This window comes from Micromonospora globbae, assembly GCF_036184225.1.
Taxonomy (GTDB): domain Bacteria; phylum Actinomycetota; class Actinomycetes; order Mycobacteriales; family Micromonosporaceae; genus Micromonospora; species Micromonospora globbae.
Map to the genome: position 1 here is coordinate 5730256 of NZ_CP108084.1, position 25426 is coordinate 5755681.

31 protein-coding genes and 1 pseudogene are annotated in these 25426 nt (G+C 70.4%); 18 read left to right on the plus strand and 14 right to left on the minus strand.

The features are described from left to right. Positions 1-76 precede the first annotated feature (76 nt). From OG994_RS25980 to OG994_RS26010, 7 genes are all read right to left on the minus strand, one after another. Positions 77-1354, minus strand: a complete 1278-nt coding sequence (locus tag OG994_RS25980) for an MFS transporter (protein WP_328851282.1) — start codon at positions 1352-1354, stop codon at positions 77-79. A gap of 69 nt (positions 1355-1423) precedes the next feature. After that, positions 1424-2839, minus strand: a complete 1416-nt coding sequence (locus OG994_RS25985) for an FAD-dependent oxidoreductase (protein ID WP_328851283.1) — start codon at positions 2837-2839, stop codon at positions 1424-1426. A 77-nt stretch (positions 2840-2916) separates the two neighbouring features. Further along, the gene (locus tag OG994_RS25990) at positions 2917-3414 is read right to left on the minus strand and encodes a GNAT family N-acetyltransferase (protein ID WP_328851284.1); all 498 of its coding nucleotides are present in this window, start codon (positions 3412-3414) and stop codon (positions 2917-2919) included. After that, on the minus strand, positions 3414-3743 hold the full coding sequence (locus OG994_RS25995) for an ArsR/SmtB family transcription factor (protein WP_328851285.1): 330 nt from the start codon (positions 3741-3743) through the stop codon (positions 3414-3416). Before OG994_RS25995 ends, OG994_RS25990 begins: the two co-directional genes overlap by 1 nt. Before the next feature lie 8 nt (positions 3744-3751). Then, complete coding sequence (locus OG994_RS26000; RefSeq protein WP_328851286.1) at positions 3752-4999, minus strand: M28 family metallopeptidase; 1248 nt, start codon at positions 4997-4999, stop codon at positions 3752-3754. After that, positions 4996-5244, minus strand: coding sequence for a hypothetical protein (locus OG994_RS26005; RefSeq protein ID WP_240033319.1), 249 nt, complete (start codon positions 5242-5244; stop codon positions 4996-4998). Before OG994_RS26005 ends, OG994_RS26000 begins: the two co-directional genes overlap by 4 nt. Positions 5245-5261: 17 nt before the next feature. Beyond that, positions 5262-5411, minus strand: a complete 150-nt coding sequence (locus tag OG994_RS26010; protein WP_158610204.1) for a hypothetical protein — start codon at positions 5409-5411, stop codon at positions 5262-5264. 85 nt (positions 5412-5496) lie between these two features. Between OG994_RS26010 and OG994_RS26015 the strand changes: the two genes are divergently transcribed. Continuing rightward, positions 5497-5871 carry an ArsR/SmtB family transcription factor gene (locus tag OG994_RS26015; RefSeq protein ID WP_328851287.1) on the plus strand — a complete coding sequence of 125 codons (375 nt, stop codon included), beginning with the start codon at positions 5497-5499 and terminating at the stop codon, positions 5869-5871. A 36-nt stretch (positions 5872-5907) separates the two neighbouring features. Here OG994_RS26015 and OG994_RS26020 read toward each other — a convergent pair whose 3' ends face one another. Then, positions 5908-7035 carry a flavin-containing monooxygenase gene (locus OG994_RS26020; protein ID WP_328851288.1) on the minus strand — a complete coding sequence of 376 codons (1128 nt, stop codon included), beginning with the start codon at positions 7033-7035 and terminating at the stop codon, positions 5908-5910. A gap of 62 nt (positions 7036-7097) precedes the next feature. Here OG994_RS26020 and OG994_RS26025 point away from each other — a divergent pair, with 62 nt between their 5' ends. From OG994_RS26025 to trxB, 7 genes are all read left to right on the plus strand, one after another. Continuing rightward, entirely contained in the window at positions 7098-7430 is a 333-nt protein-coding gene (locus tag OG994_RS26025; RefSeq protein WP_120332257.1) for an ArsR/SmtB family transcription factor, read from the plus strand. Between the two features lie 75 nt (positions 7431-7505). After that, on the plus strand, positions 7506-8192 hold the full coding sequence (locus OG994_RS26030; RefSeq protein ID WP_328851289.1) for an arsenate reductase/protein-tyrosine-phosphatase family protein: 687 nt from the start codon (positions 7506-7508) through the stop codon (positions 8190-8192). Continuing rightward, a complete protein-coding gene (locus OG994_RS26035; protein WP_120332251.1) occupies positions 8189-8845 on the plus strand; it encodes an arsenate reductase ArsC in 657 nt (218 codons plus the stop codon). The genes OG994_RS26030 and OG994_RS26035 overlap by 4 nt, the downstream gene beginning before the upstream one ends. 55 nt (positions 8846-8900) lie before the next feature. Then, positions 8901-9647 carry an aquaporin gene (locus tag OG994_RS26040; protein WP_120332250.1) on the plus strand — a complete coding sequence of 249 codons (747 nt, stop codon included), beginning with the start codon at positions 8901-8903 and terminating at the stop codon, positions 9645-9647. A 32-nt stretch (positions 9648-9679) separates the two neighbouring features. Further along, entirely contained in the window at positions 9680-9832 is a 153-nt protein-coding gene (locus OG994_RS26045; RefSeq protein ID WP_328851290.1) for a hypothetical protein, read from the plus strand. After that, positions 9829-10236, plus strand: a complete 408-nt coding sequence (locus OG994_RS26050) for an arsenate reductase ArsC (protein ID WP_120332248.1) — start codon at positions 9829-9831, stop codon at positions 10234-10236. Before OG994_RS26045 ends, OG994_RS26050 begins: the two co-directional genes overlap by 4 nt. Positions 10237-10303: 67 nt before the next feature. Next, a complete protein-coding gene (gene trxB / locus OG994_RS26055; RefSeq protein WP_328851291.1) occupies positions 10304-11236 on the plus strand; it encodes a thioredoxin-disulfide reductase in 933 nt (310 codons plus the stop codon). Positions 11237-11280: 44 nt separating this feature from the next. On the opposite strand, the pseudogene OG994_RS26060 reads toward trxB, so the two are convergent. The 3 genes and pseudogenes from OG994_RS26060 to OG994_RS26070 form a co-directional block, all read right to left on the minus strand. Beyond that, positions 11281-12192, minus strand: a pseudogene (locus OG994_RS26060) (ArsO family NAD(P)H-dependent flavin-containing monooxygenase); the annotation flags it as partial. Between the two features lie 267 nt (positions 12193-12459). Next, complete coding sequence (locus tag OG994_RS26065; RefSeq protein ID WP_328851292.1) at positions 12460-13641, minus strand: low temperature requirement protein A; 1182 nt, start codon at positions 13639-13641, stop codon at positions 12460-12462. A gap of 225 nt (positions 13642-13866) precedes the next feature. Continuing rightward, positions 13867-14004, minus strand: a complete 138-nt coding sequence (locus OG994_RS26070) for a hypothetical protein (RefSeq protein WP_328851293.1) — start codon at positions 14002-14004, stop codon at positions 13867-13869. A gap of 435 nt (positions 14005-14439) precedes the next feature. Here OG994_RS26070 and OG994_RS26075 point away from each other — a divergent pair, with 435 nt between their 5' ends. The 7 genes from OG994_RS26075 (at position 14440) to OG994_RS26105 (ending at position 19226) form a co-directional block, all read left to right on the plus strand. Next, complete coding sequence (locus tag OG994_RS26075) at positions 14440-14613, plus strand: hypothetical protein (protein WP_328851294.1); 174 nt, start codon at positions 14440-14442, stop codon at positions 14611-14613. Between the two features lie 376 nt (positions 14614-14989). Beyond that, positions 14990-16033, plus strand: coding sequence for a fatty acid desaturase family protein (locus tag OG994_RS26080; RefSeq protein WP_328851295.1), 1044 nt, complete (start codon positions 14990-14992; stop codon positions 16031-16033). 156 nt (positions 16034-16189) lie between these two features. Further along, entirely contained in the window at positions 16190-16921 is a 732-nt protein-coding gene (locus OG994_RS26085; protein ID WP_328851296.1) for a GAF and ANTAR domain-containing protein, read from the plus strand. 151 nt (positions 16922-17072) lie between these two features. Then, the gene (locus OG994_RS26090) at positions 17073-17690 is read left to right on the plus strand and encodes a sigma-70 family RNA polymerase sigma factor (protein WP_328851297.1); all 618 of its coding nucleotides are present in this window, start codon (positions 17073-17075) and stop codon (positions 17688-17690) included. Then, positions 17675-17866 (plus strand): sigma-70 family RNA polymerase sigma factor, encoded by a 192-nt coding sequence (locus tag OG994_RS31635; protein WP_407942548.1) that lies wholly within the window; start codon positions 17675-17677, stop codon positions 17864-17866. Before OG994_RS26090 ends, OG994_RS31635 begins: the two co-directional genes overlap by 16 nt. 398 nt (positions 17867-18264) lie before the next feature. Beyond that, on the plus strand, positions 18265-18669 hold the full coding sequence (locus tag OG994_RS26100; protein WP_328851299.1) for a LapA family protein: 405 nt from the start codon (positions 18265-18267) through the stop codon (positions 18667-18669). After that, positions 18669-19226, plus strand: coding sequence for a DUF5994 family protein (locus OG994_RS26105; RefSeq protein ID WP_328851300.1), 558 nt, complete (start codon positions 18669-18671; stop codon positions 19224-19226). The genes OG994_RS26100 and OG994_RS26105 overlap by 1 nt, the downstream gene beginning before the upstream one ends. A 1065-nt stretch (positions 19227-20291) precedes the next feature. On the opposite strand, the gene OG994_RS26110 is transcribed toward OG994_RS26105, so the two are convergent. Then, positions 20292-20846, minus strand: coding sequence for a GrpB family protein (locus OG994_RS26110; protein ID WP_328851301.1), 555 nt, complete (start codon positions 20844-20846; stop codon positions 20292-20294). 94 nt (positions 20847-20940) lie between these two features. Beyond that, positions 20941-21099, minus strand: coding sequence for a hypothetical protein (locus tag OG994_RS26115; RefSeq protein WP_158610194.1), 159 nt, complete (start codon positions 21097-21099; stop codon positions 20941-20943). Between the two features lie 351 nt (positions 21100-21450). Between OG994_RS26115 and OG994_RS26120 the strand changes: the two genes are divergently transcribed. The 3 genes from OG994_RS26120 (at position 21451) to OG994_RS26130 (ending at position 24489) form a co-directional block, all read left to right on the plus strand. Next, entirely contained in the window at positions 21451-21834 is a 384-nt protein-coding gene (locus OG994_RS26120) for an ArsR/SmtB family transcription factor (RefSeq protein ID WP_204985323.1), read from the plus strand. Then, entirely contained in the window at positions 21834-22745 is a 912-nt protein-coding gene (locus OG994_RS26125; RefSeq protein WP_328851302.1) for a cation diffusion facilitator family transporter, read from the plus strand. Before OG994_RS26120 ends, OG994_RS26125 begins: the two co-directional genes overlap by 1 nt. Before the next feature lie 478 nt (positions 22746-23223). Next, positions 23224-24489 (plus strand): MFS transporter, encoded by a 1266-nt coding sequence (locus tag OG994_RS26130; protein ID WP_328851303.1) that lies wholly within the window; start codon positions 23224-23226, stop codon positions 24487-24489. Positions 24490-24589: 100 nt separating this feature from the next. Here OG994_RS26130 and OG994_RS26135 read toward each other — a convergent pair whose 3' ends face one another. After that, positions 24590-25342 carry a GNAT family N-acetyltransferase gene (locus OG994_RS26135; RefSeq protein ID WP_328851304.1) on the minus strand — a complete coding sequence of 251 codons (753 nt, stop codon included), beginning with the start codon at positions 25340-25342 and terminating at the stop codon, positions 24590-24592. Positions 25343-25426: the final 84 nt, after the last annotated feature.

Sequence of the window (25426 nt, forward strand, 5' to 3'; positions counted from 1 at the left end):
TTGGGCTGTGTGCACGCCCGTTGTAGTGATCGCGACAGCCGTCGCGCTGCCGGCCTGCTGATACACCGACTCGAGATCACTCGGCGACCGCCGGTACACGCGGCCCGTGGCCGTGGCCGCCTCGCTCTTCGCGGTCTGCTTGGTGGCTTTCCGCGCCGCGGTCGTGGCGTTGGCGCCCGCCGCGGCTTTCCGCCGACCCGCCCACGGCGCGCATGCCGACGGCAGCGAGAAGGCATGCGGTGGTGACGGCTGCCAGCAAGGCGTGGTAGCCGCCGTGCGGTATGAGCGCGGCGGCAAGCAGGGGGGCGGCGGCTTTGACCGTCGTGACGGGGGCGGCGAGCCGCCCCGCGATGGTGGCGTAGGCGGTGGTGCCGTAGCGGTCGGCGATGAGGGCGGGGGTGGCGAGGCTGGCGATGCCGAAGCCAAGCCCGAATCCGGTGACGGTGATGACCGCGCCTACGCGGGTTGCGGCGGCGAGAGGCATGGTGAGGACAGCGGCGGCCTGGACGGCAAAGACCGCAGAAACGATGGTGGTGACTCGGAGGCGGCGTCGGGCGCCGGTGAGGACGAGTCGTCCGGTGACGGACAGGGCACCGAGCAGGCCGGCGGCGGTGGCGGCACAGGTGGCGGGGTGGCCGCGGCTGGTCAGGTAGCCGACGAGGTGGACGCCGATGGTGCTGGTGGCGGCGCCGTGAGCGATAAGCGCGGCGGCGAGGAGCCAAAACCGGGGGTCGTGCATCGCGGCGCGTGTCGCCACCCGCCGCGAGGTGTGGCCCGTTCGCAGCGCGGCGGGGGTGGGCGCGGTGTCGTGCGGCGGTTTGCGGATGGTGAGGGCGTGCAGGGGGATGGCCACGACGCCGTGGACGGCGGCGAGGGCGAGCAGGGCGTCGCGCCAGCCGAGGTGGGCGACCAGGAGGCCGGTGAGTGGCAGGAAGATGGTGCTGGCGAATCCGGCGACGATGGTAATGGCGAGGAGGGCGGTGGGTCGCCGGTCGGGGGTGAACCAGGAGATGATGACGGCGAAGGCGGGTTCGTAGAGGACCATCGCGCCGGTGATCCCGATGCCGATCATGACGGCGTAGAGCTGCCCGATGGTCTGGACTTGGGACCAGGCGATCAGGAGTGCGGTGGCGGTGATGGAGCCTGCGGTCATGAGGGCGCGTCCACCGTGTCGGTCGAGCCATCTGCCGACCGGGATGGCCATCAGCGCGCCGGCGAGGACACTGGCGGTCAGCGCGCCGGTGACAGCGGTGGTGGAAGCGCCGAGGCTGGCGGCCATGGGGTTGAGCAGGACTGCGTAGGCGTAGTAGAGGGTGCCGTAGCCGACGGTCGAGGTGATGGCCAGGGCGGCCACCAGTCGCCACGCGTGGGCGTGGTGCCCGCCGACGGTCGGGTCGGCCGGGCACCCTCGTGGAGGTGGCCATCAGCTGGCGCAGCAGCCGCCGGTCTGGCCGCTTGCCGGAGTGTTGAGGTTGACGAGCTGAAGCGGCGCGGACAGCAGGCCACCGGAGATGCCCGTGGCAAGCCCCTTACCGGCCGTCTCTGCCGCAGGGCTCGGTCCGCAGCAGCTGTCGGTGCCGGTGGAGTCGGCGGGGTTGCTGTTGCACACCCCGGTCTCCGGCAGGTCGAGCTGCACGTCGCGGGCGGCGTCCCAGTCTCCGGCGAGGGCGGCGACGACGGAGCGGACCTGCTCGTAGCCGGTGGCCATGAGGAACGTCGGGGCGCGGCCGTAGCTCTTCATGCCCACGGCGTAGTAACCCGGCTCGGGGTGGGCAAGTTCGTCAACGCCGTGCGGGGGCACGGTGCCGCAGGAGTGCTCGTTCGGGTCGATCAGCGGGGCGAGGGCGCGGGTGGCGCCCATGATCGGGTCCAGGTCCAGGCGCAGCTCGGCGGCGAGGGAGTGGTCGGGTCGGAAGCCGGTGGCGGCGACGATCCGGTCGACCGTGACCGATTCGTCGGTGCCGTCGGCGTGTCGGACGACGACGGCGACCCGCCCGTCGGTCGGCGTGATCGCGTGGACGGAGAATCCAGTGAGCAGCCGGATCCGGCCCGCGTCGACGTGGTCGCGCAGCCGGGAGCCGAGCGCGCCGCGCGCCGGGAGGGCGTCCGCGTCCCCGCCGCCGTAGGTGCGGGCCGGGGACGCGGAACGGATCGCCCAGGTCACCTCCGTGCCGGGCACCTGGGCGGCGAGTTCAGCGAGGGACAGCAGGGTGTTGGCGGCGGAATGCCCAGCCCCGACGACGAGGGTGTGCCGGCCGGCGAACCGGTCTCGGCCGGCGCCGAGCACGTCCGGCAGCGCGTGCTCCAGGAACCCGGCGGCTTCCTTCTCACCCTGGGCCGGGAGGCCGGAGGCGCCGAGGACGTTGGGGGTCCCCCAGGTGCCGGAGGCGTCGATGACGGCGCGGGCGAGGATCTCCTCGCCGGTGGTGAGGCGGATCAGGAACGGGGCTTGGTCGCGTCCGGCGGTGCGGAGCCGGTCCAGGCCGAGACGGCTGATCGCCTCGACGCGGGCGCCGTAGCGCAAGTGCGGCTTGAGCTGCGGCAGCTCAGCGAGGGGCTGCAGGTAGTCGGCGGCGAGCTCGGCGCCGGTGGGCAGAACCTCCAGGTCGGGGGCGGGCCACCCCGCGTCGTCGAGCAGCCGGCGGGCGGATGAGTCGATGTTGTACCGCCACGGGGAGAACACGCGGACGTGGCCCCACTGCCGTACGGCCGCCCCAGCGGTGTCGCCGGCTTCGAGAACGAGGAAGGGGAGGCCACGCTCGTGCAGGTGCGCGGCGGCGGCCAGGCCGACCGGTCCCGCGCCGATGACGGCGACGGGCAGCTGGTCCAAGGCGCTCATCAGAAACTCCTTATGTTGAGGTTCGTCGAAACAACAGGGCGTATTAGGCCGCCGGTCAACGGCGGCGGCAGTGTGGGTCAGGTAATGGCGGGGCTGCGGCGTTCGAGCAGGATCACGTCGCGCCAGCGGCCGTGGTGGCGGCCGACGCGTTCGCGGGTGCCGATGATCCGGAAGCCGGCCCGCTGGTGCAGGGCGAGGCTGGCGGTGTTCTCGGGGAAAACACCGGACTGGATGGTCCAGATGCCGGCAGCCTCGGTCGAGGCGATCACGGCGTCCAGGAGCAGCCGGCCGACGCCTCTGCCCTGGGCGGCGGGGTCGATGTAGACGGAGTGCTCGACCACGCCGGCGTAGACCGCCCGCGCCGAGGTGGGTGACACGGCGACCCAGCCGAGGACGCGATCGTCGGGATCGACGGCGACGAACCGGTGCTCGGCCAGTTTGCCGGCGTCGAACGCCGCCCAGGTCGGGGCAACGGTCTCGAAGCTGGCGTTGCCTCCGTCGAGACCGGCCTGGTAGATCGCCAGGACCCGGTCAGCGTCATCCCCCGTCATCCGGCGGACGGTGATGTCGGCCATCAGCAGGCTCCCTTCGGGGTCGGGGCCGGGCGGCCCATGACCACGTCGGCCGCGGACGGGAAACAGCCGACACAGGCGTCGTTGATGCGGTAGTGGCGGGCGGTGCCGACCGGCTCGACGAGCACGAACCGCACCTCGGTGAGGATCTTCAGATGTTGGGAGACGGTGGACTGGGCCAGCCCCACGGCGGCGACGATCTCGCCCACGCTCATGGGCCGGTTGTGCCGGGCGAGGTACTCGACGATCTGCACCCGCGTCGGGTCGGCCAGTGCACGAAACCACGAGGCGTAGGTCTGCGCGGTCGCCCGGTCGAGGAGGTCGCCCACCATCACTCCTTCTATCGTTTATCGCCGATCGACGATGAAAGTGTAGCGGGCGCCGCCGCGGCGAGGCAGGCGGTGGCGACGACGAGGCGGGCGATCGCAGTCAGCGTCTGCGGGTCGACGCGGTCCGCGGTGTCGGCCGGGCTGTGGTACCCAACCATGCCGGCTCCGATTCCCACCGCGGCGAAACCGGCTCCGCCGTAGCGGCGGTTGTCCGATGCCACCGGACCCGCTGCGAGAGGGACGCCGGTGTGCCGTCCCGCCTGGTCGAGCAGCGCCAGGAGCCGGTGGGCAGGACCGCCGGCCTCCACCGCCGCTGCCCCGTCCAGGCGGCCGGCGCCGTCGACATTGATGACCAGCGGTGCGGCCCCTGCGGCGCGGAGCTGGGCGGCGTGGTGGGCGGAGCCGAGCGCACCGACCTCCTCGCCGTCGAGCAGCGCGACGGACAGCCCGATCCCCTCAGGTAGCCCGGCCGACAGGATTCGGGCCACCTCGAGGACCACTCCGACCCCGCTCGCGTTGTCCGACGCGCCGGGTTGGCGCAGCCCCGGGTGGTCACCCACCCCGTCATAGTGGGCCGTCAGCAGAAGGTCAATGTCATGGGGCCTAGCCGGCGCGCGAACGGCGGCGTGGACGTTGACGCCGGTGACGTCGTCGCGCCGCAGCGGGGCGTTCCCGCTGAACCAGCTCCCGGCTGTGCTGGCGGCGGCGAGGACGTCGCGGTGGGTGTCCGCATCGAGGGTCAGGATGGGCAGCGGGCCGGGGTTGGGACCGGCGAGGGTGGTGAACTGCCATCCGCCGGCGTCGACGGCCCGGCTCATCAACAGCCCGACCGCCTCCTGCGTGTCGCGGTACGCGTCGAACAGGCTCGTCCCCGCCGGCACCACGAGCCACCGGCCGGCGGGGTCCTCGCGGCCGGCGACCCCGAGCGGCCCTCGGCGCACCTCGCTCATTTGCGCGGAGGCGGTGTGGATCGCGACCTGCCGGCCGAAGGCCAGCGAGGCGGTTGTGTCGTCGCCGCCCCACATCGCCGCTGGCCCCGCGTAGACCTGCGGCACGGACCGGACCGGGAAGGCGTCGGTCGTCAGGGAAGCACCGAGGGAGGCGAGCTGGTCGACGAGCCACGCCCGGGCGGCGGCCCCGCCGGCCGAGCCGACGCGTCGGCCGGCGAAGCCGTCCCCGGCGAGGGCGGCGACGGTGGCCGTCATCCGGTCCGCCGACACCTGGCCGAGCAGGTCTGCCAGCAAGGCCGAGGACATCATCCGCAGCACCCCTGTCCCGCGGTGATGGCGTCGGCCTTGGCCTCGGCGTCGCAGCAGGAACCGGCGGCATGGGCGGCCTCCGCCGTGCCGCAGCAGCCGCCGGCCGTCGCCGCCTCACCGGCGGGAGGGAGGATCGCGCCGACCGCCTGGGCGGGGCTTCCGCAGCAGGAGCCAGATCCGGTGACCGCCAGGGCGGCGGCCGGGTCGCCGGCGAACCCGCCGGTGGTCTGGATGTTCTCGCTCATCAGGATGTCCCTTCCGGTTATCGGGGGCTGATCAGGGTGTAGACGGTGGTGCGGGCGCGTTCGTAGCGGCGCTGCGCGCGTTGGGCGGCGGTGGACACCTCCGCGCAGGAGTCGCAGAACACCACTCCCGCCGGCGCTGCCGATGACCGCCGAGCCTTGCCGAACATGACGATTCCTTCCCGACGGCGTCTGTCTTGACGTCTGTCTAAGCAGAGACTTGCACGCTGATTAGAGGGATGTCAACCTAGAGGCATGTCGAAGCAAGTCGTGCCCCTCGCCATGATCGACCTGAACGCCGATGCACCCTGCTGCCCGCCGCTGGCGCAGCGCCGGGTGCCGGCAGAGACCGCCGCGGTCCTCGCGCCCGCGTTCAAGGCCCTGGGTGATCCGGTGCGGCTGCAGTTGATGTCGATGATCGCTTCCGCCGAAGGCGGGGAGGCGTGCGTGTGTGACCTGACACCGGCGTTCGACCTGACCGGGCCGACGATCTCGCACCATCTGAAGACGTTGCGGCAGGCAGGTCTGGTGGACGCCGAGCGGCGGGGCACCTGGGTCTACTACCGGGCGCGTCCGGGGATCCTGCGCCAGTTGGCGGCCCTGCTCACCGTCGCGCCAGCCGACTCGTAACCCACCGCCCGTGCGGGACGGCTGCCGCGCAGTGGGTCAGCGTCCTGCGCCGGACGTGCCGGTCGGCGCGGACGCCGGGACGGCTGCCGAGCGTGGCAGCCTGCGCCGTCCGGACAGGTGCGCGGCGAGGGCGCGCATCACGTGGGTGGCGTCGCGGCTGACGCCGCGCAGCGTGTTCGAGGCGAAGGACCGCTGGAACTCCAGCCCCACGTAGACGAGCCCTTGGTGGCTGGTAGAGAGTCCGCCCACCTGTCGGGGCGTGCCGTGCGCCAGGGCGCCGAGGGGCTCCAGGTAGCCCAGGTTCGGGCGGTAGCCGGTGGCGAAGATGACCGCGTCGACGCACTCGATGGTGCCGTCGCCCCAGACGACGCCGTCGGGGGTGAAGGCAGTGAACATGTGCCGACGGGCGAGCTGCCCGGAGGCGAGGGCGTCGCGGTAGACACCGGTGTCGAGCACGGCGGCGTGCCGGATCAGGCGGCTGAGGACGCGCCGAGGGAGGCGGTCCGCGCCGGTGACGCGCAGCCAGTGATGCAGGTCCCGCCCGCCGATGCGCTGCGGCAGGAACCGGACGGGCCCCCGGGTGGCGAGGGTGACGTGCGCGTGCGCCGCGAGCTCGTAGGCGACCTGCACCGCCGAGTTGCCCGCCCCGACGACGATCACCCGCTTGCCGGCATAGGGTCCGGGCCGGCGGTAGTCGGCGACATGCAGCAGGTCCCCGGTGAAGTCGCCCCGGCCGGGCAGGTCGGGCAGGTACGGGTTGCCGAAAGACCCGCTGGCGGCGACGACACCGGCTGCGGCGATCTCGTCACCAGCGCCGGTGCGCACGAGGTACCCGCCGCCAGCGCGCGGGTGAACCTCGGTGACGCGTACGCCGGTGCGGATCTCGGCGTCGAAAGTGCGGGCGTAGCGGCGCAGGTAGGCGACGACCTCGTCACGGTGGGGGTAGTGCTCGGGGTCCCCGTCGAAAGCCATCCCGGGCAGGGCGCTGTAGCGGGCGGGCGAGAACAGGGTCAGGCTGTCGTAGTAGTCCGGCCAGGAGCCAGCCGGTGAGTCACCCGCGTGAAGAACGACCGGACGCAGGCCGACGGCGAGGGCGGCACGAGCGGCGGCGAGGCCGGACTGGCCGCCGCCAATGATGATCACGGGATCCGCTTGAGCAGTCACGTCCGAATCATAACGTCATTTTGTTGAATGACAATATGAGGGTGACGAGGAAAGGTGTGACCATGAGCCAGACCGCCGCCGACCAGCCGACCGGGCCGCAGAGCGGTGCCCCGGGTCTTGCGCCGCAGACGCAGGAGTTCCTCAAGGCCCTCGGCAGCCCCACCCGGCAGCGGATCATGATGCTGTTCGCCCGCGGCGCCGAGATGTCCGTGGGCCAGGTGGCGGAGCGGGTCGGCATCAGCCAGGCCACCGCGTCGCAGCAGTTGACGCTGCTGCGACGCGGCGGGGTGGTCACCTCGCGACGCGACGGCAAGACGGTGTTCTACCGGGCCGACCGCGACGGCGCCCTCGCCGCCCTGGCCGACTTGCAGTCCTACCTGTCGACCTGCTGCTGATCGAGCCGCCCTAATGGCCGGACCCCCTGCGGGAACAGCTTGACTCTGGGGGGTGCCTCAGCAATCATTGAGTCAATGAACGCTGAGTCTTCTTCCCTCGTGGGGCGTGCCCGAATCCACGCCGCGCTTGGCGACCCGGCGCGCTTGGCGATCGTGGATGCGCTCACCCTGGGCGATGCCTCCCCAGGGGAGATCGCCCACACCCTCGACATGCCGACCAACTTGGTCGCCCACCACGTCAAGGTCCTCACCGACGCCGGCCTGGTCACCAAGGGCCGATCCGAGGGTGACCGCCGCCGCACCTACCTGCGGCTACGCCCGGAGGCCCTCGCCGCACTCGCCACTCCCCGGCTGACCGGCGTCGGCCGCGTGGTGTTCGTGTGCACCCACAACTCGGCCCGCTCCCAGCTGGCCGCCGCGCTGTGGAAGCAGCACACCCACAGCGACGTCGCCTCCGCCGGCACGAAACCTGCCGCCAGGGTGCACCCCCGCGCGCTGGCCGTGGCCTACCGCCACCACCTCGACCTCGACCCGACCAGCACCGCCCACGTCACCGACATCGTCCGCGACGATGACCTCGTGATCGCCGTGTGCGACAACGCCCACGAGGAACTGACCGGCCCGGTCCGCCCCCGCCTGCACTGGTCCGTGCCGGACCCGGTCCGCGTCGACACCGACGAGGCGTTCGAAGCCGCCTACGCCGACCTCGCCGACCGGGTCAATCGGCTCGCTCCCGCCGTTATCCCCGGAGGTCCCCAATGACCGACACCAGCCCCCACCAGGAGATCACCCTCGACCAGCAGGTCGCCCTACACACCGCCGCGACCCGACTGGCCGCCGAGTTCGACGGTACCTACGGCACTGAGACAATCGAGCGGTTCCTGCACAGCAGCTACGACCAGTTCGCCACCGTCGCCAGCATCGCGAACTACCTGCCGCTGCTCGCCGAGCGCTTCGCCCGCCAACGCTTGCGTGCCCTCGCCCGGGTCGAAGGCCACCACCGCGACGGCCGTCCCGTCGTGCTGTTCCTGTGCACCCACAACGCGGGCCGCTCCCAGATGGCGCTGGGCTTCCTCACCCACCTCGCTGGCGACGGCGCGGTGGCGTGGTCCGGGGGCAGCGAACCCGGCATCGAGATCAACCCCTCCGCGGTCGCCGCCATGGCCGAACGCGGCATCGACATCTCCGAGGAATTCCCCAAGCCTTGGACCGACGAGGTCGTCCGTGCCGCCGACGTCGTGGTCACCATGGGCTGCGGCGACGCCTGCCCCGTCTTCCCCGGCACCCACTACGAGAACTGGGTCGTCGACGACCCGGCCGGGCTGGACCTAGCCGGCGTGCGGCCGATCCGGGACGAGATCGAACGCCGGGTACGCCGCCTGCTCGACGAGCTGAACGTCGCCGCCACCCGATAACCAGCACCGTCACAGCAGATGTGGTGACCGCTCGACCAGGAGAGAGAACAGACTGATGACCATCGCACTTCGGCGGCGCCTGCTGGCCGAGTTCACCGGCACCGCCCTGCTGGTCACCGCCGTGGTCGGCTCCGGCATCATGGCCACCACCCTCTCCCCCGGCGACGTCGGCCTCCAACTGCTGGAGAACTCCACCGCCACCGCGTTCGCCCTCGGCGCGCTGATCCTGATCTTCGGCCCGATCTCCGGGGCACATTTCAACCCGGTCGTATCCGCCGCTGACTGGTTCCTCGGCCGCCGCGCCGGCACCGGCCTCACCGCCCGCGACCTGGGCGGCTACATCGCAGCCCAAGTGCTGGGCGCGATCGCCGGTTCGGTGCTGGCGAACCTGATGTTTAACCTCGCCGCCGTCGACTTCTCCCACAAAGATCGGGCCGCCGGGCACCTGTGGCTCGGCGAGGTCGTCGCCACCACTGGCCTGCTCCTGCTGATCTTCGCCCTCGCCCGCTCCGGCCGCGCCCCCGTCGCACCCGCCGCCGTCGGTGCCTACATCGGCGCCGCCTACTGGTTCACCTCGTCCACCTCGTTCGCCAACCCCGCGGTCACCATCGGGCGGGCGTTCACCGACACGTTCGCCGGCATCGCGCCCGCTTCCCTCCCCGGGTTCGTCGTCGCCCAACTGGTCGGGCTGGTAGTCGGCGTCGGTTTGCTCGCTGCGCTCTACCCCGATGCTGGGCGGGCCGCCGATCAGGTCGTCGTCCCTGCGAAGGAAGGCGACCCGGTGCTGGACCAGCGCCCGTGACGGTCCCCAACCCCGAGCAGGGTGAGACAGAGATGGGCAACCGCCACCTGCTCAACCCGCCGCGCCCCGCCGGCCGCTACCGACTGCTCGACCACAACAGCGACCCCGACCGGTTCCTACCTGCAACCCGCGCCGCGGCGCCCATGAACCGGCCCTATGACCTGTACTGCAAGGAAGGCATCTGATGTCCAAGCCCAGCGTCCTGTTCGTCTGCGTCCACAACGCCGGCCGTTCCCAGATGGCCGCCGGCTGGCTGCGCCACCTCGCCGGTGACGCCGTCGAGGTCCGCTCCGCCGGCTCCGAGCCCGCCGACCAGATCAACCCGGTGGCAATCGAGGCCATGCGTGAGGTCAGCATCGACATCACCGCCAACAAGCCGAAGATCCTCGACTACGCCACCGCCGAAGCCTCCGACGTCATCATCACGATGGGCTGCGGCGACGTCTGCCCGGCCTTCCCCGGCAAGCGGTACGAAGACTGGCAACTCGACGACCCGGCCGGCCAGGGCCTGGACGCGGTCCGTCGCATCCGTGACGAGATCCGCACCCGAGTGGAGAACCTGCTCGCCGACCTGCGCCCCACCACCTGAACATCACCCCGCCCCACCTCGCCCGCCAGCCCCACCAGCGGGCGGCTCAACTGAGCAGGAGCCCCTCGTGCCCGACCCGCACCGCCTGATCATCATCGGCTCCGGGCCCGCCGGCTACACCGCCGCCCTCTACGCCGCCCGCGCCAACCTCACACCCCTAGTCATCGAGGGCGCCCAATCCGGCGGCGCGCTGATGACCACCACCGAGGTGGAGAACTTTCCCGGCTTCCCCGACGGCATTACCGGCCCCGAGCTGATGGACAATCTCCGCAAGCAGGCCGACCGATTCGGCGCCCAGTTCCTCACCGACGACGCCACCCACGTCGACCTCACCGGCCCCGGCCCGAAGACCGTGCACGTGGGCGAGCAGGCCTATCGCGCCGACGCTGTCATCCTCGCCACCGGATCCGCCTGGCGGCCCCTCGGCGTCCCCGGCGAACAGGAACTCCTCGGGCACGGCGTCTCCTCCTGCGCCACCTGCGACGGGTTCTTCTTCCGCGACCAGGACATCGCCGTCATCGGCGGCGGCGACTCGGCCATGGAGGAAGCCACCTTCCTCACCCGCTTCGCCCGCAGCGTCACCATCGTGCACCGCCGCGACACCTTCCGCGCCAGCCCCATCATGGCCGAACGCGCCCTCACCAACGACAAGATCCGCATCGCGTGGAACAGCATCGTCGAGGAAATCATCGGCAACAACGGTGCCGTCGTCGGAGCCCGCCTCCGTGACGTCCACACCGGCAAAACCCGGATCCTGGACGCCACCGGCGTGTTCGTCGCCATCGGCCACGACCCCCGCAGCGAACTCTTCGCGGGGCAGGTCGACCTCGACCCCGACGGCTACGTCACCGTCGAATCCCCCAGCACCCGCACCAACGTGCCCGGTGTGTTCGCCGCCGGTGACCTCGTCGACCACACCTACCGGCAGGCCATCACCGCCGCCGGCACCGGCTGCGCCGCCGCACTCGACGCCGAGCGCTACCTCGCCGCCCTGCCCTAACCGACACCGCCTGAGGTCCTGGCCGAGCCGGCCGGACCTCAGGCCTACGACTCTCGGATTCGAGTGGCGACGTCCGCCACCGTGGCCTTCGCCGTCCGGCCCGCACCCACCAGCGTCGCCGACGCCGGCCCCGTCCAGTCGCCGTAGCCGAGCAAGTAGAGGCGGGACTCGTCTACCGACCGTGTTCCCTCGGTCTCCACCTCTCCGTGCCGCCCGCCTGGTAGCAGCGGCGCGAGATGGGTGAGGTTTGGCCGGAACGCTGTGCACCAGATGACGGCATCGCAGGACTGCTCGGCGCCGTCCGCCCAACGCACGCCGTGCGCGGTCAGCCGTACGAACATCGGACGGGCGTGCAGGACCCCGCGCTCCCGCGCATCGCGGACGGTGGGCACCATCACGATGTCCCCCAAGTCGCTGACACCGCCACCTGCACCACCGCCGGCCGCGCGGGTGGCAACCCCGAACAGCACCCGACCGTCGACGTCATCCGGCATGAACCGCGGAGGGCGCATGGTGACCCAGGTGGCCTCGGCGACCCGGGACACCTCGGCCAGGATCTGCGCCGCCGAGTTACCCCCACCGACGACCACGACCCGCTGCCCCCGGAAGTCCTGCGGCGAGGTGTAGTCCACCGTGTGCAACTGCCGACCGGCGAACGCCTCACGACCCGGGACGTCCGGCACGTACGGGCACTCCCACGTGCCAGTGGCCGAGATGACGTACCGGGCCAACCAGGTCCCAGCCTCGCTCTCCACCGCCAGGCGCTCCCCGGCCGGCCGCACCTGGTGCACCCAGACAGGCCGGCGCACCGCCAGGTCATACCGCTTCTCGTACGCGCGCAGGTAATCCACCACGTGCCCGGCGGTCGGAAACTCCTCACCCTCCTGCCGCGGCATGCCCCACCCCGGCAGCGGGCTGTACTCCGCCGGAGAGAAAAGACGCATGGAGTGCCAGTAGTGCTGCTTGGACCGCGAAGCCCTGGGACAGGGCGATCACGTACGCCGCCGCGTCGCGCGGCTTGACGGTCGCGGGGAGGTCGCCGGCCCACCGCACCCGTCAAGAAGCCGCCCCATGTAGCTGCCCTGCTGGCGCCAGGTCAGGTCCTGGTGCCAACAGGGCGCAGATGTCTTTTTAGTGAGCACCATCCGCTCTGCGTGCCGGAGATCAGCAGGAGGATCTGGCTCCTGATGAGTCCAGTTGTTCGAGTGGTCTCGCGCCTTCAGTTACATGGAGGGGGCTGGTTGCTCGGGTGGGGCGCCGCGGGCCCGGATGCTGTCTGCGATGGCAACTCCTGCCAGGACGAGGGTGGCGGTGAGGCCGGCCAGCAGTGCGGGTGCGAGCACTAGAGCGGGTCCGGCGACGATCAGCGCTAGCAGTGCCACCAGCCGGGACGGTGACACCCGGCTGAACACCTCGTATTCGAAGCGGGCTCGTCCGGCCAGGAACAACGCGGGTCCGCCGAGAATGACGCCGGCCTGCCAAGGTGTGCTGTGATCGGTGGGGTGGGCGATGACGACTTCGAAGCCGGCGGACGCGGCGACCACTCCGGCCACCATGAGCAGGTGGGTGTTGGGTGCGGACCGCACGAATCGGCCCGGATCTCGGGAGGATTCGATGGTGGCTTTCAGCAGGGCTCCGGCGCGGTGGACGTAGACCTGCCACAGCAGCACGGTGGCGGCGAAGGCAAGCAGGAGCGCGGCCGTGCGCCCGGCTGTCATGTCGCTGTCGGCGTAGGTGATGGTGGTGACGAGGATGAGATCACCGAGGGCGAGGGTGAAGAATTGCTGGTAGCGCTCCGCCAGGTGGTCGGCTGCCACCGTGTACTCGGATGTGGGTACCCGACCGAGCCGGGGCGTGGGGTAACGGAGCCAGGCTGATCCGTAGTCGATGGTGAGGGCCGCGGTCCACAGCAGGCCCCGCGCTGGGCCTGCCACGAGGCCGCCGGCGAGCCATGGTGCGGCGGAGACGAGGAACCAGAAGACGAATTGGCTGGGGTGCAGGCGCGTCGTGCGGGTGTGCAGCGTGGCGATGAGGAAGAGGCCACGTCCCAGGTGGATCGCCACGTATGCGCCCGCGAAGACCAGGGCGCGGTCGGAGAAGGCGTCGGGCAGCGTGCCACCGATCAGGATGGTTCCGAGCATGACCCATAGCGTCATGACGAAGATGGGAGGCCGCTGCGCGTGGTAGAGGTCGGTTACCAGCGCGGTGGCGGACCAGACCCACCAGATCGCCAACAGCAGCACCACGGTCTGGACGGCCCCGACCCAGTCGAGACGCTGGGCCAAGGTTCGTGATGTCAGGGCGAGCGCGGCGACGAAGACCAGGTCGAGAAACAGTTCCAGCAGGGTTGCCCGCTGAGGTCCCTCGCTCTCCCGGGCCAGCCCTATTGCTCGGTCGGTCGTCATCGGGCTCCCGTCTACTAACCCGGGCCTTCCTGGACTGGCGAGAGTTTTGCGGTGGGGGACGTGGCCGGGTCGGTGGCGAGAAAGCCCTGAGCGATTTTAAGGCAGTAGCGAACTCAATATGGCAAAAGTTGACTTTGTCCCCTCGGTTTGGGTTGGCGCCCGCGCCTCGGGCTGGCCCGAGAATCCCGGTCCTTCGTGTTGCCACCGTTACCCCCACCCTCCTTCTCACAGACCGAGCATGGATCGGTGCGGGTTGTTGTCGCCGCCGGGGCCGGTGGTACCCGCACGCATGATCTGCCGGATTCGAACCAGGGTGAGGGCGAGGCTCGGGATTTCGGCGATCGCTTCCGGGATCGCGGCCACCGCCCGCCGTCCAGAACCGCTCGCCTTCGGGTGGCGGTGAGGATTAAGCCAAGGTGCGGCGGATGTTGTAGCGGGCTCATGGTGCCGATGACAGCGGCCAGCAGTAGCGCCAGACCGATGGGCAGGGGCGATGTGCGAAGCCGGCCCGGTGCGGGTGCGGATCTACGCCATGAGGCGTACGGTGAGTGTGTCACCCGAGTCCCTGGCGGCCGCCACTGCCGTCCACCATCCCCCTCGGGCGCCAATCGTCACTTCCATCGTGCCAAGCCTGCTCGTCGTGCTGGCTGATCGCCAATTACGTCCCGGCCGCCGGATCCGCCGGCGCGGCACGCTCAGGGCCGCCGTGTGTCCCGACGGTGGTGGGATCAAATCAGCGCGTTCGCACGGCCGCCCGTGAGCACGACCCTTTCGGGCGGCTTCACAGGGGAGTATCCGATGAACATCGCCAGGCAGCGGATCGTCAACGTTCTTCGCCAACGCGGCCAGCAGGTCAGGGCCGACTGGGTCGAGCGCGAGCTACCGGAGCGGGTGGACTCGGGAGAGCACGCCGGGCTGCTCGCCATCCTGCGTCTCGATCCGGCTGATCTCGTTGACGCGCCTTCGCCGTGAGGGGTGCTCCGTTCGGACCGTTCGCCACGCGCACACCCCCGACCGTGGCGACCCCGTGCCGCGGCGCTATTGAGCCCAATCCGCTGCGGCGGGTTGGTCGATCGCCGAAAATCCAAGGTGAAGAGGCATCGGAGTCAGCCGACGCAGGGCCGACCAGCGAGGAAGCGTGGCGATGGCGTCGGGATCGGTGAGCCGACGGATCGAGGGCTTGGTCCGCAGCCCCGGAGCGCGTGGCCGGATGCGGCGTGGCCGCTGCGGCCCGGGCAGCCCCGGCGCGCTGCGGACGTTTCAACAGCTCCATGGCGCGCCTGACCGGCTGGTCTAGCCGCTGCCGGTGAGCCAAGCCGACGGGCAAGAACCAGCGGGGGCAGCCATCGTGAGCGATACCAGTCTCGGCACCGACCGGGAGCGGGGCAGCGATTACGCCGACCTGTCCCGGCTGGTCCGCGCGGCGGGTCTACTCGGGCGGCGGCGAGGCTACTATGCAGTGCGTATCGGCCTCGTCGTCGGTTCCTTCGCCGGACTGTGCGTCCTGTTCGTCCGGCTGGGTGAATCGTGGTGGCAGCTCGGCGTGGCGGTGGTCCTCGCGGTGGTCTTCGCGCAGGCCGGGTTCATCGGGCACGACGCGGGGCACCGTCAGATAGCCCGCTCGCGTCGGGTGAACGATCTGATCGGCATCGTGCACGGCAACCTCCTGACCGGGATCAGCTACGGCTGGTGGGTGGACAAGCACAACCGGCACCACGCCCATCCCAACACCGAAGGCAAGGATCCCGACATCACCGTGGCGCCCTTGTCCTTCACCGTCGGCCAGGCCCGCCGGCGGCGTGGCCTCGGTGCGCTGCTTGTGCGCTGGCAGGCGTATCTGTTCTTCCCGCTGCTTCTGCTGGAAGGCCTGCACCTGCATGCCAACAGCGTGAAGGCGGTCCTCGGCGCACGCCGCATCGCCCGCCGACCCGCCGAGGCCGGACTGCTGGCCCTGCACCTGGGCGGCTACCTCGCCGCCGTGTTCCTGCTCCTGAGCCCCGTGCAGGCGGTCGTGTTCATCCTCGTCAACCAGGGCGTGCTCGGCCTCTATCTCGGCTGCTCCTTCGCCCCGAACCACAAGGGCATGCCGATCCTCGGCGCCGAGGACAACCTCGATTACCTACGGCGACAGGTCCTCACCTCCCGCAACGTCCGCGGCGGAATGTTCCTCAACACCCTGCTCGGCGGCTTGAACTACCAGATCGAACACCACCTGTTCCCGAGCATGCCGTGTCCCAACCTGCGCCGTGCCCGGTCATTGATCCGGCGGTTCTGCGCCGAGCACGACATCGACTACCACGAAACCACCCTGGGCCGCTCCTGGGCCGAGACACTGCGCCACCTGCACGACATCGGATCCCCCGCACCTCCGACCGGCGTCGCTATGCGCTGAGCTGCTGAGCCGCCCGGGCAGGAGCCGAGGCGCCCCTACCGGGGTCGCTGGCGGCGGGGCCGGATGAAAGCCGGGACCCGGCCCATCGTGCAGCCGGTCCGTTGCCCGCGCCGCCGCACATCCAAGTGGGGCTATGGTAGGCCGAGGGTGGGTGACATGGCCGAGATCCAGCTCTCCGACGTGTTCGTGGAAATGGCCGACACACTCGTCGACGACTTCGACGTGATCGAGTTCCTGCACGTGCTCGCCGACCGGTGCGTGCAGCTGCTGGGCGTTTCGGCGGCCGGGCTGGTGGTGACCGACCGGCAGGACAACCTTCAGGTGGTGGCGGCCTCCTCCGAACGCACCAGGCGGTTGGAGTTGTTCCAGTTGCAGACCGACCAGGGGCCCTGCGTGGACTGCTTCCGCACCGGCCAACCCGTGTCGGTCATCGACGTGCGGGTCGCCAGTCACCGCTGGCCCCGGTTCGCCGCCGCCGCAGCCGAGGTCGGCTTCACTGCGGTACACGCCCTGCCCATGCGCCTACGTTCCGAGGTCATCGGCGCGCTGAGCCTCTTCGACACCCGCCCGGGCGCCCTCGACGAAGGCAGGGTCCGGATCGGGCAGGCATTGGCGGACGTGGCCACCATCGGGCTGCTCCAGCAACGCGCCATCCACCACCGCGACATCCTCACGGAGCAACTGCAGACCGCACTCAACAGCCGAGTTCTGATCGAGCAGGCCAAGGGCGTCCTCGCCGAACGCCTCCAGGTGGACGTGGGCGAGGCTTTCGCGCTGCTGCGCAACGGCGCTCGCAGCCGCAATCGGCGGCTGTCCGATCTGGCACAGGCGATCGTCGACGGCTCCGAGCAACTCCCGTCAGGACCAGCAGCCGACCTGTCCGCCTGACTGCCTGGTCGGCCCGCGGCGGCCTGTGCTGTCCCGCCGGCCGGCGCTCAGCGGCGCGAATCGGCGTGCTCGGGCGTATGGTGAGGTGTGTCGCCCGCGCCGCCGGGTGGGTGTCAGCTCCACCGCTGCCAGCCGTAAGGGGCGTTGAACAATGGTCATACCCACCGCGACCGCCGTTACCCGACATCCGCCGGCGGGTGAAGTGCCGGCGACGAGCGAACAACTGTTGCGTCGACACGCTGCCCTGAGCTGCGACGATCCCGATCGTACGAGACTGCGGACCCGGATCATCGAGGGCCATCTGCCCATGGCCAGCCGACTGGCCCGCCGATACACCGGACGCGGAGAGCCCTACGACGACCTAGCCCAGGTCGCGGCCCTCGCCCTGGTCAAGGCCGTCGACGGATTCGACGTCCGACGAGGCGTCCCGTTCTCCTGCTACGCGGTGCCGACCACTCTCGGTGCCCTCCGCCGGCACTTCCGCGACACGACATGGGCGATGCGCGTCCCGCGCCGCACCCAGGAACGAAACAGCGTGGTGCGAGCCGCCACGGCCGAGCTCACGCAGCGACAGGGCCACCACCCGACCACCGCGGAACTCGCCGATCACCTGGACGTGAACGTCAACGACGTCCAGGCCGCCCTCACTACATCGCAGGCCTACCATCTGCCATCCCTCAACGCGCCCGACCTCGGCGCCGACAGCGTCGAGACCATCGAGCTCATGGGCGCCGTGATCCCGGCTACGCGCGCGTGGACGACCACCTGACACTACTGCCGTTACTCGCCGCTCTTCCTCTGCGTGAGCGTCGGATTCTGACTATGTGGTTCTACCGCCATATGACCCAGGCGCAGATCGCCACCGAAGTCGGGCTGTCGCAGATGCACGTGTCCCGGCTGCTGAAGCGTTCCCTGGCCCAGCTCAGGGCCGGAATGCCGAGCTGACGGGCCGCCGTCCCGGTCACTCCGATCGCCCAGAGGAGAGCGCCAAACGGTCACGAGAAAATTTCGATGGCAGTTGGTCCGTCCGTCGCGACTGAGTCCTCCATCGCCCATCTTGCCGATGGCCCTGTCTGGTATGAGGCGGTGCTGTGCTCGGCCGAGGCGCCGGCTGCCGGATTCGCCTCCCACTGCAGGCGTCGTCGAACGGCTATGGGCTCCAGTTGTTCTTCTGTTGGTCCTGTGAGGGGCGGGTGCGGCGGAACATGTTTGTCCGGATTGGTAGATCCGACATCTCGAGCGTGCCGATCAGCCTAGACGGAGAGTAGGCTGAGGTTGTCGTCCTGGACCCCGACGGCTCCGGTTCGCGTACGTCGCGCACCACCGTCGAGATGAGGTCCACAATGACCAGGTCCACCGGCTCAGCCCACCCCACCAACATGCAGTCCGCCCCCAAGATCAACGACCGGTCCCGGCCTGTACCGCGTGTCCGCGCCGGGGGTTCGCTGGTCGCGTTCACAGCATCCGCCGTGGTGCTGCTCCTGCTACTGATCTTCATCCTGCAGAACGGTCAGCGTACGGACGTGCACTTCTTCGGCGCGCAGGGGCAACTTCCGATGGGAGTAGCGCTGCTGCTCGCCGCGGTGTTCGGCGTGCTGCTGGTGACCATCCAAGCCACCATGCGGCGCATCATCCAACTGCGGCCGTTGACCCGTAGGCACCGCACGGCCGTCTACACCACCACCATCACTCGTCCAGACCCCGCCGGCACCGACCCGGGCGCCGACGTACCGGAGGGACGGAACTGATGATCCGCTCCGCCGAGGACCGCATGACGTGGGTCTGCACCCGTGAGCCGCCTGCGGCACGCCTGCGGCTGGCCGACTCGCCGTCCAGCCGCGCGATGCTCGACGGCGGTTGGTGGCCGACCTCACGAGACCCGGTCGTCGAACTGTGCAGCCTGGTCACCGCGCTCACCGCCCAACGTGGCGGCGTGATCGAACGGATCATGCTGCAGCCGGCGGCCTGGGACAGTCATCCACGCCGGATCGGCGTCGACGGTGCCGTGGTGCGGGTGGGCTGGTTCACCACCCTCGAGGCCGCGCTCGTGATCGTCACAGGCCCGAGGAATCTGCGGATCGACCTGGCCGTGATAGCGCCTGAGACCACGTACGCCGTGGCGGCGGCGGCCATGCTCGCCACCTCCCGCCCCGCCAACACCACCCGCGCCGCCGACATCCTCTCCATACCGCCCAGCCCTAGCTCACGACCGTTGGCGCGGCACGGCGACGATGTCGCCGCCTGGGAGACCGAAGGCGGCCACCTTCAGCCCGATCGACAACCCACAGCGCCGGCCCGGACCTGAACGCTCCAACCGGCCCGGGCCGGAAGGCGCGGGGTCCGGGACCTCGGTTCGAGGTCCCGGACCCCGCAGCCACCACTGACCGCATTCCACCAGACGCGCCGCCGCGGGCAGCGTCTTCGCGCAACTCGAGGTTGTCATGAGCGGCTGGCGCGACATCGAGCGCTCCCTTGCCGAGTTGCCGCCTTTCATCTACGCAGCCACACCTGGACCACGATGCGGAAGATCTCGCTGGCCTGACAACCCCGCGAGCTGGCTGTGGAGGCTCCAACGGTGCGCGGACGTCCGCAGTCCAACATCCAGCACGAACTCAGCGGTTCCAGCGTTGCCGCAAGTCGCGGTAGTTCAGGCCCAGCGTCGTGAACGGGCCGATCCATGGCTGCTCCGTGGCTGCTCGGACATCGGGGAACTGATCCGAAGGTGCGGGGACTGGTTCGGATTCCGGGGCCGTTTCTGACGGCGAGAAGCGATCGACAGAACCTGATGTATAGCCTGGACCTGCTGGTACCTGTGGGGATCCGTGCGGGACTGGGGCGGACGGCTGGCCAGCCAGATCATGCCCATAGACACGCATCGGTCTACGGATCAGAAGGTTAGGGGTTCGAGTCCCTTCGGGCGCGCACAGTTGAACAGGAGAAACGCACAGGGCCGGTCGCTTGCGACCGGCCCTGACAGCAACCGGTGACAGCAACGTCATTCCTGGGCCTCGTCATCATCAAGAGCGGCCCGCAAAGCGGGCCGCGCCGGCCCGGCTCCGGCCTGCTGGCGACCTCCGGCCGGCATCGGCCGGGCCGGCCGGCCACACCCGCGGACGACAAAACCTTGAAGACCTCGGGGCTCCGCCCCGAACCCCGCCCCTCCTCAGAGATCAGCCGCGGATCACCTCCCGGGCACCACAAGGGCTACCAGCCTCCCCGCACAGGGGCCAGGTGGAGCGCCCTACCGGACGAACGACCTGGGCCCCGTCCGGGGAGGCTGGACGGTCGGAGACTGCCCGACGAGGAGATCCGCTCCCCATGGCATCGGTGCTGCCACCGCCAAGCGGGTTGACCTCGCCGGACGCTGGTTTCAGCGTTCCGCCGATTGCCGCCCATCCGAGCTGCCCCAGAGCCGGGCCTCGGCGAGCAGCTGCATAAACGCCTCTTCCTTCGCGGCGCCGTACTGGGCTCGACTGTCGGGATGCAGTTCGGCCGCGCGCCTCTTCGCCGCCTCATAGCGGCGGGCGGCATCGGCGTTAGCCGCGATGTAGGCGCGGAAGAGCCGGTTCTCCTCTGGCGCCGGCGACGTAACGCCGAAGACGTGCAGGTGGTGGCTTCGCTTCCCGGCGGTGTCCTTGACAAAGAACAGGTGCTCACTGTCCTCGGGGAAGGCCAGCGGCCGATAGACGTACCCAAGCTGCTTAAGTCGCGCGAGGGCGGCGACTACGACATCGACCACAGGTACTACAGCGAGGATGTCGATGATTGGCTTGGCCGCCAGCCCAGGAATGCTGGTAGATCCGATGTGTTCGATGCTCAGCGCCGTGGGCAACGCATCCGCCAACCGCCGTTGTTCGACCTTGAATTGCTCCGACCAGGCCGGATCGTAGGCCACCACCTCGACGACACGCGCATCGTTCCTCACGTCGATCACGGTAGCGGCCCCGAGCCGCAATGGGCCGTCCACGGGCCAGTAGCCGGCGGGCCCAGCGGTCACGGAGGGGTATGAGAGGCAAGCATCACGACCGCTTGAGCACGCTCTTCCAAGCTGCGGCTACGACCCGCGGGAGTGGATAGCCGATGGCCTTCTCGGCGTCGCTGACCGCTTCGGTTGATGCGGGCGGCGGTAGGTCCACCGCGCGGTTACGTACCGCTGTGATGATCTCTTCTTCCGTCACCGCTACTCCGCTCGTGCCTTCGGCTCCAGTGCGCCGCGACAGCGACGCTCGACGGTAACGGCTGCGAACAGGGGCCCATGCCGTCCACGTGCCAGGTGCACCCGAAGGTCGCCGGGGAGCACGAGCGTCACACCTCTCTTGGCCAGACGTGGCGAGGAACGCCAGACGCACGCCAAGCTCCGGTCGGTGACGCCGCGGGACTGCTTCTCGGCCAAGCCTCTGTCGGCAACCGGCCGTGCAACGTGTCGAGGTCGGCGCACGATCGGTCCGGCGCTCGCCCAATCTTGACAGCACGGCAGTCGTCCTCGATATCGTGGACATGTGAACAGCTATTCAGATGACCATGTGTTGGTGTTGGACGGCTGCACCGCCCGGGTCGTCGACGCCGACCGGGTCACCGCCGTAAATGAGCGGATGCCCTCCGCCGAGGACCTTGCCGACACCGCTGACGTCTTCGGCCTGTTGTCGGACGTGAACCGGCTGCGGCTGCTGGTCGCCCTGCTGGATGGCGAGTTGTGCGTGTGCGACCTGGCGGCGGTGACCGGCCAGAGCGAGTCGGCCGTCTCGCACGCGCTGCGGCTGCTCCGTGCGCACCGCATCGTCGCGGCCCGCCGCTCCGGGCGGATGGCCTACTACCGGCTGGAGGACCCGCACGTACGGATGCTGCTCGACCTGGCGCTGGCCCACACCGAGCACACCGAGGCCCTGCACCCCGAACGGGACGGCAGCGTCTGATGGGAGCGGGACACGGTCATGGGCACGGGCACGGGCACGCGGGTGGACGCCACCGCTGGCGGCTGGCGGTCTCGTTCGTCCTGATCGGCGCGTTCTTCGTCGTCGAGCTGATCTTCGGGCTGCTGTCGGGCTCGCTGTCGCTGCTGTCGGACGCCGGGCACATGGCCGCCGACGTGGTCACCCTCGGCGCGGCGCTGGTCGCCACCAGGATCGCCACCCGTCCCGACTCCACGGGACGCCGCAGTTACGGCTCCTACCGGGCCGAGGTGTTCGCGTCCCTGCTGGCCGTCGTGCTCATGCTCGGCGTCGCGGTGTACGTGGTCGCGGAGGCGATCGGCCGTATCGGCGGCCCCGCCGAGGTCTCCACGGGGCCGATGCTGATCGTCGGCGCGATCGGCCTGCTGGTCAACGTGGTCGCGTTGCTGATGCTGCGGTCCGGGGCGAGCGAAAGCCTGAACGTCAAGGGCGCCTACCTGGAGGTGGTGGCCGACACGGCGGGCTCGGTCGGCGTCATCGTCGCCGGCGGGTTGGTGGCCGCCACGGGTCAGGTGTTCTGGGACACCGTCATCGCGCTGGCCATCGGTGCGTTCGTCGCGGTGCGGGCGGTCTCGCTGGGCCGGCAGGTCTTCGCCGTCCTCGGCCAGCACGTCCCCGAGGGCGTCGACGCGGCGGCGGTGGCCAACGACCTGGCGGCCATCGAGGGCGTACGCGACGTGCACGACCTGCATCTGTGGACCTTGACCTCGGGCATGAACGTCGCCACCGCCCACCTGGTCACCGCCGACCACAGCGACAACCACGCCGTCCTGGACCAGGCCCGCGACCTGCTGCGCCACCGCCACGGCATCGCCCACGCCACGCTGCAGGTCGAACCCGCCGACCACCGCGGCTGTGACGAACTCGGCTGGTAGGCCCGGCCACCAGCCCGCCTTCCCCTTCACACCCCTGGATGGTCACGACCTCCACCGCCCGCCCCGGTGGCCTGCCCCGGCCAGGCGCCGTGGCCGTCACGCTGGGCACGCTCATCGCGGCCGCCGCCATCGGCGTTCCTCTGACGGCCAGAGCCGCTGACTCGGGACTGCCCGCGCTGCCCACCAGCGGAGACACTCGACCGACGGAGGGTCGAACTGGGTCATCTACGACCGCGACATCGCCGTGACCGTTCGGTGCTTCGACCGAGCGTCGGGTTCCTTCCTCGGAGACGCCGAAGACCCCGGCTATGCCAACAACCCATTGCAAAGATTTCTTTGCAAGGCTATCTTGGCATCCATGACAGGTGATCGAGGACAGGAACCCGGGTGCGACTCCGGCCAGGACCGGGCGGCCGCGGGCACTCGACCGTCCCGCACCGGGGTCGATGGGTCCTCCGGCGACGGGCGAGGACCGGCCGTGCGCCGGCGGTCCGCGTACGGGCTGCTCGTCGCCGAGGCGGTCTCGGTCACCGGCACCCGGATGTCGGTCGTGGCGGTGCCGTGGTTCGTGCTGCACACCACCGGTGACGCCCTGCTGACCGGCGTCACCGCGTTCGTGGAGATGAGCACCCTGGTCGCGGCGCGAGTGCTCGGCGGACCGTTGATCGACCGCATGGGCCTGCGGAAGGCCAGCATCGGCGGTGACCTGATCGCCGGGCTCGCGCTCGGCGTCGTGCCCCTCCTGTACGCCGCTGGCCTGCTCGCCTTCCCGGTCCTGCTCGTGCTCGTCGGGATAGTCGGGCTGTTCCGCGGGCCGTCGGACAACGCGAAGTACGCGATGGTCCCCGACGTCGCGGCTGCCGCCGGCTGGAGCAACGAGCGTGCCGCCGGGCTGGCCGACAGCGTGCAGCGCCTCGGGTCGCTGGTCGGGGCGCCGCTGGGCGCGGTGCTGATCGCTCTGGTCGGCGCTCCCGCGGTGATCGCGTTCGACGCGGCCAGCTTCCTGCTCGCCGCCGCGCTGGTGGCGGCACTGGTCCGGGTTCGGAGGGCCGAACCCGAACCGGCCGAGGCGGGTCGCCCCACCGGTCTCGGGGGCTATCTCGCCGACCTCCGGGCCGGGCTTCGCTTCGTCCGGCGTGATCCGCTGCTACGGGCGATCGTCGCGATGATCCTGCTGACGAACCTGCTCGACCAGGCGATGACGGCGGTGCTGGTCCCGGTGTGGGCAGCCGAGCGTTTCGACGACGCCGCACCCGTCGGGCTCGTGTTCGGCTCGCTCAGCGCCGGAGCGCTCGTAGGGTCACTGCTCATGTCCGTGCACGGCGCGCGGCTGCCACGATGGCGCACGTACGCCGTGGCCTTCCTGCTCGGCGCCGTCCCGCGGATCTTCGTTCTGGCGCTGCCGGTCGGGCTGCCCGTCGTCGCGGGCGTCGCGCTGGCCGGCGGGGTGCTGATCGGGGCCATCAACCCGTTGCTGTCCGCCGCGGAGTTCGAACGCATCCCGGCCGGCCTGCGGGCGCGTGTCCTCGGCGCGATCGGCGGCCTGGCCTGGGCCGGCATCCCGCTCGGCGGGCTCGTCGGCGGCGCGCTCGCGTCCACGCTCGGCGCCACCGGCGGCATCCTCGTGGTGGGAACGGCCTACCTGCTGGTCACCCTCGACCCCCTGATCCGTCGGCGCACCTGGCGGCTGATGGACCGGCAGCAGCCGGCTCCGGCCACCGCCCCGGTCGCCGTACGGGGCTGACGACGGCGTCGCGGCACCGCGTCGACGTACGGCATCCGGTTGGCGCCACACACAGGTGGCCCGGGCCCTGGTCGGTCAACCAGGGCCCGGGTCCTGTGCCTCAGTCCAGGGCGATGTAGAGCCGTTCACCGGCCGGTCGGTAGCCGACGCGCTCGTAGACCCGCCACGAATCCTCGCCGGAGGCCTCCAGCCAGGCGATCTCCGTCTCCCTGTCGAACAGCCGTCGGGTGATGTCGGCGGTGATCGCGCCCGCCAGTCCCTGACGGCGGTAGGGCGTGCGGACCGCGATGCCGGCGACCTCGCTCACCCCGCCGGTGGGCGGGACCGCTCCGCCCCCTCCCGCACAGGTGCCGTCGTCGGTGACGGCCATGACGGCCACGCCACCCGCGTCCTGCGTGCGCCGGAGCCGCGCCACGTCGGCCTCGGAGGCCACCGGGTCGCCGCCGAAGGCTTCGTTCTGCGCGCTGATCAGCGCGGTGCGCTCCGGATCGGTGGCCGGTTCACGCAGACCGAACCGGTCGAGAGCGGGCGGTGCTGCCAATGTGTCGGGGACACACAGCAGGTAGGTGTGCCGGGCTTCCACGACGAATCCGGCGGCGGTCAGGAGTGCCTCCAGGTCGGGGGCGCAGCTGACGACGTACTCCAGACGGGGTTTGCGATCAGCCGCGCGGAAGGCAGCGACCAGGGCGGTGACATCGGCCGCCGTGATGGCGGCACCGGGACGGGGCGTCGCGTAGTTGATGTGGGGACTGGTGGTTGTCGGATCCATCCCGATCACGAACGGCCCGACCTCGACGGGCGCGGGTCGGTGGGACAGGTTGGCGACGACCGACTGCTGGATGCGGACATCCATGAACAAGGTGAACCTCGATGCGTGAGAGAAGCTGCGGTGAACGACGGTGCGTTGGACCGCTCAACCGTGATGGCGCCGCGCGTC

Excerpts from the sequence above, each read along its gene's own strand:
- OG994_RS25985 (WP_328851283.1), bottom strand. The coding sequence starts at position 2,839 with ATGAGCGCCTTGGACCAGCTGCCCGTCGCCGTCATCGGCGCGGGACCG.
- OG994_RS25990 (WP_328851284.1), bottom strand. The coding sequence starts at position 3,414 with ATGGCCGACATCACCGTCCGCCGGATGACGGGGGATGACGCTGACCGG.
- OG994_RS25995 (WP_328851285.1), bottom strand. The coding sequence starts at position 3,743 with ATGGTGGGCGACCTCCTCGACCGGGCGACCGCGCAGACCTACGCCTCG.
- OG994_RS26000 (WP_328851286.1), bottom strand. The coding sequence starts at position 4,999 with ATGATGTCCTCGGCCTTGCTGGCAGACCTGCTCGGCCAGGTGTCGGCG.
- OG994_RS26005 (WP_240033319.1), bottom strand. The coding sequence starts at position 5,244 with ATGAGCGAGAACATCCAGACCACCGGCGGGTTCGCCGGCGACCCGGCC.
- OG994_RS26010 (WP_158610204.1), bottom strand. The coding sequence starts at position 5,411 with ATGTTCGGCAAGGCTCGGCGGTCATCGGCAGCGCCGGCGGGAGTGGTG.
- OG994_RS26015 (WP_328851287.1), top strand. The coding sequence starts at position 5,497 with ATGTCGAAGCAAGTCGTGCCCCTCGCCATGATCGACCTGAACGCCGAT.
- OG994_RS26025 (WP_120332257.1), top strand. The coding sequence starts at position 7,098 with ATGAGCCAGACCGCCGCCGACCAGCCGACCGGGCCGCAGAGCGGTGCC.
- OG994_RS26030 (WP_328851289.1), top strand. The coding sequence starts at position 7,506 with ATGAACGCTGAGTCTTCTTCCCTCGTGGGGCGTGCCCGAATCCACGCC.
- OG994_RS26035 (WP_120332251.1), top strand. The coding sequence starts at position 8,189 with ATGACCGACACCAGCCCCCACCAGGAGATCACCCTCGACCAGCAGGTC.
- OG994_RS26040 (WP_120332250.1), top strand. The coding sequence starts at position 8,901 with ATGACCATCGCACTTCGGCGGCGCCTGCTGGCCGAGTTCACCGGCACC.
- OG994_RS26045 (WP_328851290.1), top strand. The coding sequence starts at position 9,680 with ATGGGCAACCGCCACCTGCTCAACCCGCCGCGCCCCGCCGGCCGCTAC.
- OG994_RS26065 (WP_328851292.1), bottom strand. The coding sequence starts at position 13,641 with ATGACGACCGACCGAGCAATAGGGCTGGCCCGGGAGAGCGAGGGACCT.
- OG994_RS26075 (WP_328851294.1), top strand. The coding sequence starts at position 14,440 with ATGAACATCGCCAGGCAGCGGATCGTCAACGTTCTTCGCCAACGCGGC.
- OG994_RS26085 (WP_328851296.1), top strand. The coding sequence starts at position 16,190 with ATGGCCGAGATCCAGCTCTCCGACGTGTTCGTGGAAATGGCCGACACA.
- OG994_RS26090 (WP_328851297.1), top strand. The coding sequence starts at position 17,073 with ATGGTCATACCCACCGCGACCGCCGTTACCCGACATCCGCCGGCGGGT.
- OG994_RS26100 (WP_328851299.1), top strand. The coding sequence starts at position 18,265 with ATGACCAGGTCCACCGGCTCAGCCCACCCCACCAACATGCAGTCCGCC.
- OG994_RS26105 (WP_328851300.1), top strand. The coding sequence starts at position 18,669 with ATGATCCGCTCCGCCGAGGACCGCATGACGTGGGTCTGCACCCGTGAG.
- OG994_RS26125 (WP_328851302.1), top strand. The coding sequence starts at position 21,834 with ATGGGAGCGGGACACGGTCATGGGCACGGGCACGGGCACGCGGGTGGA.
- OG994_RS26135 (WP_328851304.1), bottom strand. The coding sequence starts at position 25,342 with ATGGATGTCCGCATCCAGCAGTCGGTCGTCGCCAACCTGTCCCACCGA.